We start from the raw sequence: 14,008 nt of genomic DNA, 5'->3' as shown, positions 1-14,008 counted from the left end.
CTTCAAGGGGACAATCGGCCCAACGGGCCGACCTGCTTGGCGCGGCGCGCCAATGTGCGACAGGAGTATCTACTAAAGCCGGGAAAAGAGTATAGTACGGGGATGTTCGCGGGAAAGACGTACCGGCAGATACTCAAGGAACTCTACGGGATGCAACGGTTCGGCATCCGCCCGGCGCTGGCCCCCGCCAAACGGCTTTTGCGCGCGCTGGGGAACCCGCACAAAAAGTTCCCCTGTTTCCACGTGGCCGGCACCAACGGCAAAGGCTCCACCACCGCGATGATCGCCGCGCCGCTCACGGCGGCGGGGTATAAAACCGGCGCGTATTACAGCCCGCACGTGAGCGATTTCCGGGAACGCTTTCTTATTGACGGCGCGTTCGTCCCGCAAAAAGAGATTTTTGAAACATTGCGGTGGATGGGCCGCGCGTATGAAGCGGCGCTGAAACGGGAAGACGCGCCGCGATACCTCACCTTCTTCGAGTGGAGCACCGCGCTGGCTTTTTGCCTTTTCGCCCGCGCCGGGGTGGACGTGGCGGTGCTGGAAACGGGGATGGGGGGGCGCTTCGACGCGACCAACGCGGTAACGCCCGATGTGTCGGTCATCACCAACGTATCGCTGGAGCATACCGCGATATTGGGAAACAGCGTGGCGGAGATAGCGGCGGAAAAGGCGGGGATAATCAAGCCGCGCCGCCCCCTCGTCTGCGGCTGCACGGATGCGGCGGCGAACAGGGTTATCGCCGCGGCGGCGCGTTCAAAAAAATCACCCGCGCTGTTCATCGGGCGGGATTTCACGGTATCGCATCGCGGCCTGTTCACCGCCGCCGACGGCACGCGGCTGCGCCTCGCCCCCGCGATGCGGGGAAAATTCCAGCTTGCCAACGCGGCGCTGGCCGCCCAGTCGCTGTTGACCCAAAGGCATTTTGCCGTGCGGCCGAAACAAATAGAAAGCGGTGTGGCGGCGGCCCGCCTGCCGGGACGTTTCGAGGCGGCGTGGCGCGGCGAAAAAACCATTATCCACGACGTGGCGCACAACCCCGCCGCAATGAAGGAATTGGTAAAAAACCTGCGCGGCGCCGGCGTTACAAAATGCGATTTCCTGCTCGGCATCCTGGACGACAAGGACTTTTCCGCCATGCTGAAAATACTCAAGCCGCTCGCGGATACAATTTACTGCATAAAGCCGGACGCGAAACGGGGGCTGGACGCCGGACTGCTGGCGGACGCCGCGCGCGCGATGGGAATAAAGGCGGTTGCCGCCGCGCCGCGCCGGTTGCCGCGCATCCTCTGCGTTACCGGCAGTTTCACCACGGTGGAGGCGGGAAAAAAGCTGTTTGGGCGGTAGGGTGGGCTTAAGAAGCGCGGGAATTGGTACAACAGGATTCATCCTGTTGTTGGCCCGCGAGGGCCAAGAAAATCTTGCCGCTAACGCGGCAACCACAGGTTAAAACCTGTGGTACCAAGGGAAGGTGCGACCCGCCGGGGAAATCAGTAATCCAGCGAGATCAGGCGGTGGGAAAGCGTAAGCGGAATGAGGATTTCGCGGTTTTTGCGGTCGACGAAAAGTGAGCCGGGGGTGTTGAGCTTTTCCCCTAAAATCCGTTTCTGCCCCTGCCCCAGATTATCCATCTGCATCACCCTGCCGTGCGTGAAGCTGACCACGTAGATATGCCCCTCGTCGTCGATATCCATCCCGACCAGGTTGCGGGAACCCACATTGATGAACTTCGGATCCACCTTCCCCGCCATATCGATGGCGCCAACATGGCCGGATGCGAGCGTGACTAAAAATTTGTCCAGCTTCGGGCTGTAGGCGATGGCGCTGGGGGAATCGAGATCCTTGCCGGAGGCGAAAACCGACACCTCATAATTCCTGGCCGGATCGAGGATAAATATCCTCGATCCGATGGTATCGCAGACGTAGATGCGCCCCTTGGGGCCGCGGGCCATATCGGCCAGGTATTGCGCCCCGTGCGCGGCGAGGTCGACCGACGCCACAAACGCGCCGCTGTTTTTATCCGCCACCACCACATGGTCGATGTCGGAAATATAAAGAAGGTCGCCGTCTATCAGCAGCCCTTTGGGGGCGTGGAGCGTGATGCCGCCTTTCTTCCCCTGGATGAATTTGAGCTCCGCCAGCGCGCCGTCCGGATTAAGCCGGGTGATAAAGCCGCGGTTCCCCTTGGAAAGTTGGCGGCCGTTGAGGTTGGCGATGTAGTAGTACCCCGTCGCTTCGTCAACGATGAAGCCGCGGGGAAAGGCGAGACCTTTAACCTGGAAGCCGCCGTGGGCGGCCTCCCGCGCCTCCGCGCCGTGGACGGGAGCCGCGATGAACGTGATGAGCGCGAGGAGAAGGGCCGTCAGCGCCCTCACTCCCATATGCCGAAATAGCCAACGCGGGTATCGGCGATACGCGGATCCGCCGCTTCCGCCCCTTCGTCCGCCGCGCACGCCGCAAGCACGAAGCCCCGCGATCTGATTTCCATTTCCAGGGCGTTCAGTTCCGTTATAGCGGACTCCCGGCGCGGATTGTTGAGCGCCGTTCCGCGCCTCCGTTCCCTTGTCAAATTCTTGAGGGCCGTATCCATGTCCATACCGCATCTTCTTTACATATCGTTAATCGAGGGCAAGTTCAATCTTTTTTCCATCGGCCGCGGCAAGCGCGACGCGCGATTGGCCGATGGCGCCCACCCGATAGCCGCGCAAACTCTCCCCGATGTTAAGCAGGGCGCTTTCGCCGCCGCGCACGCGCAGCAACACGGTCCGTTTATCCGGGTCGTCATGGTACACGATGCCATCGAGCAGAAATACCGGCGCGGGGGCCGCCTGCGCGCCATGGCGGACAGGCGGCTCGGTCCCGCGCGGTTCAATTCGATTATGGGTGGCGGATAAAATGGGGCCGGCCGTTTTTCGGGGAGAAACCTCTCCCGCAACTCCCCGCGGTCCGGCCCCTTGCTTCTCCTTGGGATTGGCGGCGGCGCCATGCAACTCCTCGTGCGCGGATGGTTGACTGCCATTCCGCGCCTCCTCTCCGCCTTGGCGCGCCACGTCCCCGGATTCAATGGCGGTGGACACAATTACCGCCGGTTCATTCCTTGTCATGGCTTCCGCGGCAAGCGGATGCAAGGGATTGCGCCCCGCCATGCCCGCCGCGAAACAGAAGCCCCCGGTAAAGGCCAAAAGCCCTCCGGCGGCCAAAAACCCTAGATAATGGCCATGGAAAAACCCCGCGGGATCCATCGCCGTATTTTCCAGCGCCCGCCGGCCGGCATCCGCGGCCCGCCGTAATGGGGGCCGTTCCCGCTCCACCTTGCGCAAAGCATCAAGAATAATGCTCACCGGCGCTCCCTATCCACCGTCACGAAAGCGAGATGTGCGGGGTTTTATATTCGGGCAGCAGGCCGTAGATCAGCATCTTGGTGGTATCCCCCACCTGCCCGTCCGCCGGCAACCGGTTGTCGGTCTGGAAAATCAGCACCGAGCGCTCGGTCTTGGGGCCATAGCCGCCGGTGATGCCATTCGCGTCGGCGATATAGCCGAGGCGGCTGAGGCTTTGCTGCAGCCAAACGACCGCGCCGCCCTTGTTGCCGCGCTTAAGCATCTCCGGCAGTTGTTCGTGGTCTTTCCAGAAGATGTGAACCTTGCCGGTCCAGTGTTTTTCCATCCACTCCCGGGTGGCGTAGGCGCCGCCCGGTGTTTGGCTGTAGTACTCGTCGCCCATGATTATCACCAACGGCATGAGGCCGGTGTTTTTGCCGTCGCTCACTTCCAGCACGGCCGGATAATTTATGGCGCGCAACTGCGTCAGGTCCATATGGGCGGTGAAACATTTAAGGCCGCGCTTTTTGGCAAGCCGCGGATAGTCGAGTTCTTTCTCGCCGATGGAAAGGGGTTCCTGCTCTTCCCAGCGGGCCAGCACACGCTCGGCGGCGGCGGCGCGGGCGGCGTCCCCCGTGAATTCGTCAATTTTATCCAGAACCCTCGCGGTGGAGGACGGCAGCGTGGCCGGCGCCAGCGGAGCCACCGGCGCACCGGCGGCAACGGTTTGCGGCGCGGACGGTTGAACGGCGTTTCGCGCCTCCTTGCCTGATTTCGCCTCGGCGGTGAACACCCCCGAAAAGGCGCCGGAGGCGGTCAACGCGGCAATGGCCCCCATTGCCAGCCCGGCGGCCAGCGCCGAAGTGAGCTTCGTCACCCATCCGTGCCGCGCCGGTTTGCCGCCCAATTCGGCGGTGCATTTGCGCAGAATGCCGGCGGTAACCTGCTTGTGTCCGCCCGCATAGGCGGCCAGCAGGGCACGGTCGCACACCACGTTGATCAGGCGGGGGACTCCTTTGGAGAACCGGTAAATCTCCTTGAACGCCCCCCGGTTGAACATCTCCGGACGCGCGGCGCCGGCGGTGCGGAGGCGGTGATTCACATACCGCGCCGTTTCTTCGTAATCGAGCGGGAAGAGCCGGCTCCAGACGCTTATCCGCTGCTTGAGCTGGCGGAGCGATTCGTTTTCCAGCATGAGCGCCAGTTCCGGCTGCCCCACCAGGATGATCTGCAACAGTTTTTCGGTGTCCGTCTCAAGGTTCGAGAGGAGGCGCACCTGCTCCAGCACCGAAGGAGAAAGGTTTTGCGCCTCGTCCACCACCAAAATTACCTGGCCGCCGGCTTTCCGCCGTTCCAGCAGATACGCGAAAAGAACGTCCTGCAGCGCTTTTTTGCTTGCCAAACGGTATTCGATGCCAAGCTCTTTATTGAAGCTCTTAAGCAGTTCGATGTCGTCAAGATTCGGGTTGAAGATGAAAGCCACGCTGCATGTTTCGGGAAGTTGTCCCAAAAACGAGCGGCAGATGGTGGTTTTTCCGGTTCCCACCTCGCCGACAAGCGCCATAAAGCCGACATGCTCCTTGACGCTGTAAAGAAGCTGCGCGTAACTCTCCTTGTGGCACGCCCCCAAATAAAGAAATTTGGGGTCGGGCGTCAGGTTGAACGGTTTCTCATTCAGCCCAAAATATCTTGTGTACATATAGCTTGTTTCCCCTATTTGAAACAGTGAACGAGCAAATGATGTGCCAAGTTAAGAAGCCGCATACATCTCGTTGTTTTAACGGCGCAAATACATTATTATTTTTGCCGCGCCGCGGCATTGCCCCCGTTTTTCGTTGGCATCCGCGGCCCCCTCCCCCATTTTTTGTTTGAGTGGAAACTGATCGCTGGGACGCCGGAGGCTTCCCCGCTTGTGGCTGGGTTTCTCCCCTCCTTTTGGGCTATAATCGAAAAATGGCTGAAGAAAAAATCAAATTTGAAAAAGCGCTCGAACGGCTCGAACAGATTGTGGAAGAGTTGGAAGGGGGTAACCTTGAACTGGAAAAATCGCTCAAGGTGTTCGAGGAAGGGATAAAAATGGCCCGCGTATGCCACACGCATCTCGAGCAGGCCGAAAAGAAAATCGAAAAGCTGGTGAAGGATCAAAAGGGGAACCTGACAACCGAACCGCTGGACGAAGGCAAACCGGAGGAAGCGGACCAGGATGAACTCCCATTTTGAAGCGCTCCGCGCCGAAACCGAACGCGAACTGAAACGGGTTTTCGACGCGCGGCGCGGCGGCGTGCCGGCGCGGCTGATGGAATCGATGGAGTACTCCGTCAACGCCGGCGGCAAACGGCTGCGGCCCGTGCTCTGCCTCGCCGCATGCGAGGCGGCCGGCGGGAACCGCGCGGCGGCGCTGCCCACCGCGGCCGCGTTCGAGATCATCCACACCTACACGCTGATACACGACGACCTGCCCGCGATGGATAACGACGCGCTGCGCCGCGGCATGCCGACGAACCACATCAAGTTCGGCGAGGCCACCGCCATCCTCGCCGGCGACGGACTGCTGACGCTCGCCTTCGAGCTGACGGCGGAGCAGCCGCACGGGACGAAGCTGGATCCCGCCGTGATGGTGCGGGTGGCCCGCACGGTGGCCAAAGCGGTCGGCGCCGAGGGTACCGTCGGCGGCCAGCAGGCCGATATGGAAAACGAGAATAAGGACGCCGATTTGAAAACGCTGGAATACATCCACCGCCACAAGACCGGCACGATGATAGCCGCCGCGGCGGAAACCGGCGCGCTGCTGGGCGGGGCGGACGATGCCACCGCCGCCGCCATGCTGGCTTACGGCAAAAAAATCGGCCACGCCTTCCAGGTGTTTGACGACATCCTCGACGTGGTGGGAAACGCCAAAGAGATGGGCAAGAACGTCGGCGGCGACGAAAAAAAGAAGAAGACCACCTATCCCAAGCTGATGGGCTTGGAGGAATCGAAAAAATACGGGTTCAGGCTGATCGACGAGGCGGTGACGGCGCTGGCCCCGGTGAAGGGGGATACCCGATTCCTCAAAGAACTGGCCGTGTATATCGGCGCGAGGACAAAATGAACATGCGGATACTGCCGAACCTGAAAAACCCCGCCGAGCTTAAAAAACTTTCGGAAGCGGAGCTCGCCGAACTGGCCGCCGAGGTCCGCCAAAAAATCATCGAGACGGTGGCCGCCACCGGCGGGCATCTTTCGCCGAACCTGGGGGTGGTGGAGCTGACCATCGCGCTCAACCGGGTATTTGATTTCGCTAACGACAAAATAGTCTGGGACGTGGGGCACCAGTGCTACACGCACAAGCTGCTCACCGGCCGGTTCGACAAATTTCACACGTTGCGGCAGGAGGGGGGCATCTCCGGCTTCCCGCGCCGCGCGGAAAGCCCGGTGTACGACCATTTCGACACCGGCCACGCCGGCACCTCCATATCGGCGGCGCTGGGCCTTGCCACCGCGCGCGACCTCAGCGGCCAAAAGCACGACGTGCTGGCGGTGATCGGCGACGGCAGCATGACCAGCGGCCTCTCCTTCGAGGGGCTGAACAACGCCGGCGCGCACAAAACCAACCTCATCGTCATTCTGAACGACAACGAGATGTCGATATCGCCCAACGTGGGGGCGCTCTCCAAGCACCTCAACCGCATCATCAGCGGCGAGATATACAACCGCATGGTGAAAGACGTCGACGGCCTGCTGGAAAAAATCCCGCGCGTGGGGCACACGGTGCAGCTGCTGGCCCACTCGGTGGAGGAGGGGCTGAAATCGATGGTGAAAAACGTGCTGGCCCCCGGCCGCCTGTTTGAAGACCTCGGGTTCAAATACTTCGGGCCGATAGACGGGCACAACCTGCCGTTCCTCATCGAGACGTTGGAAAGCGTGAAAAAGCTGGAGGGACCGCGGCTCATCCACGTGGTGACCCGCAAGGGGAAAGGGTATGTTCCCGCCGAGGAAAAATCGGGGCCGTTCCACGGCACCTCGCCGTTCGTCGTCGCCACCGGCAAAAAAACCGCCCCTCCCGCGCTCACCTACACCGCCGTCTTCGGCAAAACGATGGTGGAACTGGGCGGCATGATGCCGAAGCTGGTCGGCATCACCGCCGCGATGCCGGACGGCACCGGCATGGTGGAATTCATGCAAAAATTCCCCGAACGCTCCTTCGACGTGGGTATCGCGGAACAGCACGCCGTCACCTTCGCCGGCGCGCTGGCCGCCGAAGGATACCGGCCCGTCGTCGCCATCTATTCCACCTTCATGCAGCGCGCCTACGACCAGGTGATACACGATGTCTGCAACATGAACCTGCCGGTCGTCTTCGCGCTGGACCGCGGCGGCATCGTGGGGGACGACGGCACCACCCATCAGGGGGCATTCGACCTCTCCTTCATGCGGATCGTGCCGAACATGGTGGTGATGGCCCCGAAAGACGAAAACGAGCTGCGCCACATGCTTTTCACCGCCGTGAACCACAACGGCCCGGTGGCGCTGCGCTATCCGCGCGGCAACGCGCTGGGCGTGCCGCTGGATCAGGGGTACAACGAAATAGGCATCGGCAAGGCCGAACTGCTGCGCGAAGGAAACGACCTGCTCATCTGCGCCATCGGCAACATGGTGCATGAAGCGGTGGAGGCGGCCAACATGCTCGCCAAAGACGGCGTTTCGGTGGCGGTGATAAACGCCCGCTATGCCAAGCCGATTGATACCGCGCTCATCGGCGCGTGGGCCAAACGTTGCGGCCACATTATCACGGTGGAGGAAAACGCGCTGGCGGGCGGCTTTGGCGGCGCGGTGTTCGAGGAACTGCGCAAGGAAGGGCTTGGCAACATCATCGGCGCGGCGATGGGCATCCCGGACCGCTTCGTCGAGCAAAGCACGCAGGAGAGCGCCCGCAGCCGCTTCGGGCTGGACGCCAAAGGCATCGCCCAAAAAGCACTCGAACTGTTCAAGGCGCCCAACGACCTCGAAAAGTTCATCTTCAAAAAGGAATCCGAAATCCGCCGCCCCTGACGGCGCCCCTCCCTTATACCAATCGGATGCCATAGATATGATAATGATGCCGGTTTCCATTTGCCTCCCCTCCTTTTCAAGGAGGGGATACAGGGGAGGTTTTTTAAAACCCCTCCTGCTCCTCCCCTTTAAAAGGGGAGGAATTCTTTTTCCCGGAATTACTCCATGTTGACATCCGATCGGCATTAAAGAATGGCTCTGAAAAAAAAACGTCTCGACCTGCTGCTGGTTGAGCGGGGTCTCGCCCCCACCCGCGCGCGGGGACAGTCGTTCATCCTCTCCGGCAACATCTTCGTCGACGGCCGGAAAGCCGAAAAGGCCGGCGAGGCGGTGGCGGACGACGCCGTTATCGAAGTGAAGGGGAAAGACCACCCCTATGTGGGACGCGGCGGACTGAAGCTCGCGGCGGCGCTGGACGCATTCCACATCGACCCGGCGGGAAAAACCGCGCTGGACATCGGCGCGTCCACCGGCGGCTTCACCGACTGCCTGTTGCAACGCGGCGCGGCGAAAGTGGTGGCTGTGGATGTGGGAAAAAACCAGATCGACTGGAAACTGCGGAACGACCCGCGCGTAACCGTCATCGAGGAATACAACGCGCGCAACCTGAGGCCGGAGGATGTGGGCGGGCCGTTCGACATCATCGCCGTCGACGTGTCGTTCATCTCGCTGGAGCTGATCCTCCCCCCCGCCGTTGCGGTTCTGGCCCCCGGCGGCGTCTGCATCGCGCTGGTGAAGCCGCAGTTTGAGGCGGGGCGCGAAGAGGTGGGAAGCGGCGGCATCGTGCGCGACCCCAAGGTGCATCAACGCGTGGTGGATAAAATCCTCGCGCTGGGGAGCGGCCTCGGCCTTGCCGCCATCGGCCATATCGATTCCCCCATCGAAGGCACAAAGGGAAACCGCGAGTTTCTCGCCGCCTTCCGGAGAAAGTAAAATCCGGATTGTGCCGGGCGGCATTGACCCGAAGGCGGTTTTGCCGTACCATTCCTTTTTTACAAAACCGGATGCACAACCGGCATATTTGGAGACCGTATGAGCGAACCGTACATACAGCAGCTGTTTGCCGAGCGCATCGGCGGCAAGAACTTCGGCAAAGAAGATAAAATCTACAAATTCGAGAAGATCAAGCGGGCCAAGCGCGCGGCCCTGGCCGCCAATCCGGGCGCGGAGATGATCGACATGGGCGTCGGCGAGCCGGACTGGATGGCCGATAAACTGGTTGTGGATGAATTAATCGCCCAGGCCCGGCGGCGTGAAAACCGGGGCTACACCGACAACGGCATACAAGCGTTCAAGGACGCCGCCTGCGCGTACATGGACGCCGTGTACGGCGTGAAGGGGCTCGACCCCGCAAAGCACGTCAACCACGCCATCGGCAGCAAGCCGGCGTTGGCCATGATGCCGGCCTGTTTCATCAATCCCGGCGACGTCGCCTTTATGACCGTGCCGGGCTACCCGGTGATGGGGACGCACACCGCCTATTACGGCGGCGAGGTGGTGAACCTGCCACTCAAGCGCGAGAACGGCTTCCTGCCCGATCTCGACGCCATCCCCGCCGACAAGCTGGCGAAGGCGAAGATGCTCTACATCAACTACCCGAACAACCCGACCGGCGCGATGGCCGACGCGAAGTTTTTTGAAAAAGTTGTCGCGTTCGCCAACAAGCACAAGCTGGTGGTGGTGCAGGACGCCGCCTACGGCGCGCTGGTCTATGGCCGCAAGCCGCTCTCTTTCTTGAGCATCGACGGCGCGATGGACGTCGGCGTGGAAATCCACTCCCTCTCCAAAGCGTTCAACATGACCGGCTGGCGCATGGCGTTCGTCGCGGGCAACCCGCTCGTCGTCAACGCCTTCGCCACGGTGAAGGACAACTGCGACAGCGGCCAGTTCGCCGCCATCCAGCACGCCGGCGTCAAGGCGCTGCAAAACCCCGCCATCACCGCCCGGACGGTGGCGAAATATGAACGCAAACTCAAGCTGATGGTGGACGCTCTGCGGGAAGTGGGCTTCGACGCCAAACTCCCCGGCGGCACGTTCTATCTGTATGTGCCCGCCCCCAAGGGGACGAAGGGGGGCGTGAAATTCGCCACCGCCGAGGATGCCAGCCAGTTCCTCATCAAGGAAAAGCTGATCTCCACCGTGCCGGAAGACACCGTGGGAAGCTTCCTCCGCTTCGGCTGCACCTTCGAAGCGAAAGACGAGGCGGACGAAAAACGGGTCGTCGCCCTGATGAAGCAACGGATGCTGGAGGCCGGCCTCGTTTTCTGAGCCGCCGATACAATGAAAAACATGGAAACGGTCTATCTCTCCCTCGGATCGAACGAGGGGAACCGCCGCGCCAACATGGCGGCCGCCATCGCCGAACTGCGCAAGCTCGACGGCGTGGAGGTTGCGGCCCTCTCCGGCATGTATTGCGCCGCGCCGGTCGGGATGGAGAAAGACGCCACCCCCTTTCTCAACTGCGTGGCCGAGCTGCGCACCGCGCTGGACCCGCTGAACCTGCTGGACCGGCTGGAGGAGATCGAGCTTTCCCTCGGCCGCCGCAGCAAGGGGCTTTATACCGACCGTCCCATCGATATCGACATTCTCCTTTACGGCAGCCACATCGTGGCATTGCCGCGCCTTTCGGTGCCGCATCCGCGGATGGCCCAGCGCCGCTTTGTGCTGGAACCGCTGGCCGAGATCGCCCCGCATATTGTCCACCCGGTGTTGAAGCGGACCAGCGCGGCGCTTAACGCTTTAACCGCGGATCAACAGGTAACCCGTGAAGGGTCCGCGCGCGCCTAACTACATCGCCATCGAGGGGCCGATCGGGGTGGGAAAATCCTCGCTTACCCTGAAGCTGGCGGGGCACTTCGGCGCGCAGACCATCATGGAAAAGGTGGAGGAAAATCCCTTCCTGTCCGGCTTTTACAAAGACCGGCGGCAGTACGCATTCCAGGCGCAGATGTTCTTCCTCCTCTCCCGCCAAAAGCAGCTGCAGGAGGCCAATCAGGTAAACCTGTTCCAAAAAATGGTGGTGGCGGACTACATGCTGGAAAAGGATCGGCTCTTCGCCCTGCTCAATCTGGATTCCGAGGAATTCAAGCTGTATAATGAAATTTACGGATTGTTGCTGGCGCGGCTGGTAAAGCCGGACCTCGTCATTTTCCTTTCGGCGGACACGGACACGCTGGTTCGCCGGATAGGGAAGCGGGGACGGAATTTTGAAGCCGGCATCGAGGAAAAGTACATCGCGGAGGTCAACGAGGCCTACCACCGGTGGTTCTTCCACTACGATGCCGGGCCATCGCTGCAGGTGAACACCAGCGGCATCGATTTTGTGGAGAACGAACAGGACTTTATTAAATTGCTGGAGAAAATTTCCCGCCCGGTAAAAGGGAGGGAATTTTTCAATCCGCTTGGATCAATGTAAATTGACCGGGACGGAAAGAACGGCGGCCCCCTCCCTTCGCTGACGGGGGCATACGCCAGGCATTCTTTCTTTCCCGGCCGCGGAAAGGAGCACCCATCATGGCACCCGTCACCGTAACCACATTGCTGGAAATGAAGCGCGCGCACCGCAGGATAACCGCGCTCACCGCCTACGACGCCCCCTTCGCCCGCATCATGGACGAGGCGGGGGTGGACATCGTTCTCGTCGGAGACAGCGTCGGCATGGCCGCGCTGGGGCGGCGCGACACGCTCTCCGTCACCATCGAGGAGATGATCCACCACGCCAAGGCGGTCACCGCCGCCGTGCAGAACGCGATGGTGGTGGTCGACATGCCGTTCATGAGCTTCCAGGTATCGGCCCAAAAGGCGCTGGAAAACGCCGGCCGCATCATGCAGGAAAGCGGCGCGCACGGCGTGAAGCTGGAAGGGGGCGAGAAGTACGCCGACCGGATACGCGCCATCGTGGACGCGGGCATCCCGGTGATGGGGCACATCGGCCTGACGCCGCAGAGCTACCACCAACTGGGGGGCTATAAGGTGCAGGGGAAGCAGGGCGACAGCGCCCGCCGCCTGCTGGCCGACGCCCGCGCCGTGGAAAAGGCGGGAGCTTTCGCCGCGGTGCTGGAGGCGATACCGGCTGACCTGGCCGCAACGATCACCGAAACGCTGCACATCCCCGCCATCGGCATCGGCGCGGGCGCGCGGTGCGACGGACAGATACTGGTGATGCACGATATGCTGGGGCTCTCGGACGGCCCGCATCCCCGCTTCGTCAAAGTTTTTTCCGATCTGCGCGCGCGGGTGAAAGACGCCTTTGGCGCTTACATCGGCGAAGTGCGAAACGGCTCTTTCCCGGCGAAAGAGCACACCTACAGCCAACGTGCCGAATCGCCGCTGAAAGTGGTGGGCAAAAAGAAGGAATGAACCGCGTATGCGGATTCGACCGCAACAGGAGGAGGCCACGATGCGCAACGCCGGCCCCTGACCGCCATTGACGGTCCGCGGGCGGCGGCCGCCCGCGGGTTTTTTTATTTTCGCCGGGAACCGGCGCGGGTCACTCCAGCGTCAGTTTCACGGGGATGGAACTCTGCCCTTTTATCTTGTCTCCCAGAAGACCGGTGCTGTTATCGCCACATGCGAACATTGTTCCATCGTTCTTCACGAGGATGGTTTGCGCCTCTGAACAGATGACCGACTGAACCCCCGTTGCGGCGTTCACCTGCAGCGGCCACGGAACGTCGGTCTTGGAGCCGAGGCAAAGCTGGCCCGCGGAATTGTTCCCCCACGCCCAGACCGTCCAGTCTTTCCGCTGCGCGAATGTCGAGTTGCCGCAGGTAAAAATCGCCGTCACGTCTTTAAGGTAAAACACCGGCGCCGGCAACGTGATGCCGGTACCCCACGCGCCGCCGACGCCGATACCGGTCTGGCCATTGTTATCCAGCCCCCAGGCCCAGACGGTGCCGTCCTCCTTCACCGCAACGGAGTGCTGGTTGCCCGCCTTGGCCGCATACACGTTGAACAGCCCGATGACCTGGGACGGCAAGGCGATATCGCTCTTTATCCCGCTCCCCAACTGGCCCGACTTGTTGAGGCCCCATGACCAAACCGTGCCGTCGGCGGCAAGGGCGAGGGTGTGGTCGCCGCGCGCGGAAATCATCTGTATCCCTTTGAGGTCGCCGAAAAGCCGCACGGGCGAAAGGGTCGGTTTCTGCGCGCCGTCGCCCACCTGCCCGTAAATATTGGAACCCCATCCCATGACCATGCCGCTTTTCAACAGCGCCACGGCGTGCGCCTTCCCCGCGGCGATCTGTTCCACATCGGTAATATCCAGCGTCTGCACCGGAAAAGGCGTATTCACCTTGGTGCGGTTGCCCAACTGCCCCATCAGATTTTGTCCCCATCCCATCACGGTGCCATCGTTCCTGAGCGCCAGGGTAAAGCTGGCGCCGCACGCTATCGCCGTGACGTTTGCAAGATTTACCACTTTTACCGGCACGGTGCTGGGGGTGTTGGTTCCCGTCCCCAGTTGTCCCATGTCGTTCTGCCCCCATGTCGCAACCGTGCCGTCGGGCTTCAGCATGGCCGCGTGCTTCTCCCCAAAGCAGATTTTGAGGTTATCCGCCGCCTGCGGGCCGGCCGCATGGACAAAAGACGAAACCATTGCCGCCGCCGTAAAAACCACGGCCACATATCCCCGCGTCCTGACACCCATTATCGATTCC

At 61.5% G+C, this 14,008-nt stretch carries 13 protein-coding genes; 9 read left to right on the top strand and 4 right to left on the bottom strand.

Annotation, left to right across the window (positions count from 1 at the left end; translation table 11 throughout):
• Window positions 1-102 precede the first annotated feature (102 nt).
• Complete coding sequence (locus HZA03_02815; protein ID MBI5636884.1) at window positions 103-1,347, top strand: bifunctional folylpolyglutamate synthase/dihydrofolate synthase; 1,245 nt, start codon at window positions 103-105, stop codon at window positions 1,345-1,347.
• A gap of 143 nt (window positions 1,348-1,490) precedes the next feature.
• Here HZA03_02815 and HZA03_02810 read toward each other — a convergent pair whose 3' ends face one another.
• From HZA03_02810 to HZA03_02800, 3 genes are all read right to left on the bottom strand, one after another.
• Window positions 1,491-2,381 (bottom strand): hypothetical protein, encoded by an 891-nt coding sequence (locus tag HZA03_02810; GenBank protein MBI5636883.1) that lies wholly within the window; start codon window positions 2,379-2,381, stop codon window positions 1,491-1,493.
• Window positions 2,382-2,618: 237 nt separating this feature from the next.
• Window positions 2,619-3,341, bottom strand: a complete 723-nt coding sequence (locus tag HZA03_02805; GenBank protein MBI5636882.1) for a hypothetical protein — start codon at window positions 3,339-3,341, stop codon at window positions 2,619-2,621.
• A 19-nt stretch (window positions 3,342-3,360) separates the two neighbouring features.
• The gene (locus HZA03_02800; GenBank protein MBI5636881.1) at window positions 3,361-5,019 is read right to left on the bottom strand and encodes an AAA family ATPase; all 1,659 of its coding nucleotides are present in this window, start codon (window positions 5,017-5,019) and stop codon (window positions 3,361-3,363) included.
• Between the two features lie 254 nt (window positions 5,020-5,273).
• Between HZA03_02800 and HZA03_02795 the strand changes: the two genes are divergently transcribed.
• From HZA03_02795 to panB, 8 genes are all read left to right on the top strand, one after another.
• Window positions 5,274-5,540, top strand: coding sequence for an exodeoxyribonuclease VII small subunit (locus HZA03_02795; GenBank protein MBI5636880.1), 267 nt, complete (start codon window positions 5,274-5,276; stop codon window positions 5,538-5,540).
• Window positions 5,524-6,411 carry a polyprenyl synthetase family protein gene (locus tag HZA03_02790; GenBank protein ID MBI5636879.1) on the top strand — a complete coding sequence of 296 codons (888 nt, stop codon included), beginning with the start codon at window positions 5,524-5,526 and terminating at the stop codon, window positions 6,409-6,411. Before HZA03_02795 ends, HZA03_02790 begins: the two co-directional genes overlap by 17 nt.
• Window positions 6,412-6,413: 2 nt before the next feature.
• A complete protein-coding gene (locus HZA03_02785; GenBank protein ID MBI5636878.1) occupies window positions 6,414-8,351 on the top strand; it encodes a 1-deoxy-D-xylulose-5-phosphate synthase in 1,938 nt (645 codons plus the stop codon).
• 192 nt (window positions 8,352-8,543) lie between these two features.
• Window positions 8,544-9,284 (top strand): TlyA family RNA methyltransferase, encoded by a 741-nt coding sequence (locus HZA03_02780; protein ID MBI5636877.1) that lies wholly within the window; start codon window positions 8,544-8,546, stop codon window positions 9,282-9,284.
• 99 nt (window positions 9,285-9,383) lie between these two features.
• Complete coding sequence (locus tag HZA03_02775) at window positions 9,384-10,619, top strand: LL-diaminopimelate aminotransferase (protein ID MBI5636876.1); 1,236 nt, start codon at window positions 9,384-9,386, stop codon at window positions 10,617-10,619.
• A gap of 21 nt (window positions 10,620-10,640) precedes the next feature.
• Complete coding sequence (gene folK, locus HZA03_02770) at window positions 10,641-11,138, top strand: 2-amino-4-hydroxy-6-hydroxymethyldihydropteridine diphosphokinase (GenBank protein ID MBI5636875.1); 498 nt, start codon at window positions 10,641-10,643, stop codon at window positions 11,136-11,138.
• A complete protein-coding gene (locus HZA03_02765) occupies window positions 11,116-11,766 on the top strand; it encodes a deoxynucleoside kinase (protein MBI5636874.1) in 651 nt (216 codons plus the stop codon). Before folK ends, HZA03_02765 begins: the two co-directional genes overlap by 23 nt.
• Before the next feature lie 95 nt (window positions 11,767-11,861).
• A complete protein-coding gene (gene panB, locus HZA03_02760; GenBank protein MBI5636873.1) occupies window positions 11,862-12,710 on the top strand; it encodes a 3-methyl-2-oxobutanoate hydroxymethyltransferase in 849 nt (282 codons plus the stop codon).
• Window positions 12,711-12,840: 130 nt separating this feature from the next.
• Here the strand turns inward: panB and HZA03_02755 are convergent, their stop codons facing one another.
• Window positions 12,841-13,998, bottom strand: a complete 1,158-nt coding sequence (locus HZA03_02755) for an RCC1 repeat- and reductase domain-containing protein (GenBank protein ID MBI5636872.1) — start codon at window positions 13,996-13,998, stop codon at window positions 12,841-12,843.
• Window positions 13,999-14,008: the final 10 nt, after the last annotated feature.

It is taken from the genome of Nitrospinota bacterium (assembly GCA_016217735.1).
GTDB lineage: Bacteria > Nitrospinota_A > UBA7883 > JACRGQ01 > JACRGQ01 > JACRGQ01.
Note: the sequence above shows the minus strand (reverse complement) of the source record. Positions and strands in the feature narration are given on the sequence as shown.

What these genes read in the sequence shown, in the direction of transcription:
- HZA03_02815 (MBI5636884.1), top strand. Translation starts at nt 103, where the DNA reads ATGTTCGCGGGAAAGACGTACCGGCAGATACTCAAGGAACTCTACGGG.
- HZA03_02810 (MBI5636883.1), bottom strand. Translation starts at nt 2,381, where the DNA reads ATGGGAGTGAGGGCGCTGACGGCCCTTCTCCTCGCGCTCATCACGTTC.
- HZA03_02800 (MBI5636881.1), bottom strand. Translation starts at nt 5,019, where the DNA reads ATGTACACAAGATATTTTGGGCTGAATGAGAAACCGTTCAACCTGACG.
- HZA03_02795 (MBI5636880.1), top strand. Translation starts at nt 5,274, where the DNA reads ATGGCTGAAGAAAAAATCAAATTTGAAAAAGCGCTCGAACGGCTCGAA.
- HZA03_02790 (MBI5636879.1), top strand. Translation starts at nt 5,524, where the DNA reads ATGAACTCCCATTTTGAAGCGCTCCGCGCCGAAACCGAACGCGAACTG.
- HZA03_02785 (MBI5636878.1), top strand. Translation starts at nt 6,414, where the DNA reads ATGCGGATACTGCCGAACCTGAAAAACCCCGCCGAGCTTAAAAAACTT.
- HZA03_02780 (MBI5636877.1), top strand. Translation starts at nt 8,544, where the DNA reads ATGGCTCTGAAAAAAAAACGTCTCGACCTGCTGCTGGTTGAGCGGGGT.
- HZA03_02775 (MBI5636876.1), top strand. Translation starts at nt 9,384, where the DNA reads ATGAGCGAACCGTACATACAGCAGCTGTTTGCCGAGCGCATCGGCGGC.
- folK (MBI5636875.1), top strand. Translation starts at nt 10,641, where the DNA reads ATGGAAACGGTCTATCTCTCCCTCGGATCGAACGAGGGGAACCGCCGC.
- HZA03_02755 (MBI5636872.1), bottom strand. Translation starts at nt 13,998, where the DNA reads ATGGGTGTCAGGACGCGGGGATATGTGGCCGTGGTTTTTACGGCGGCG.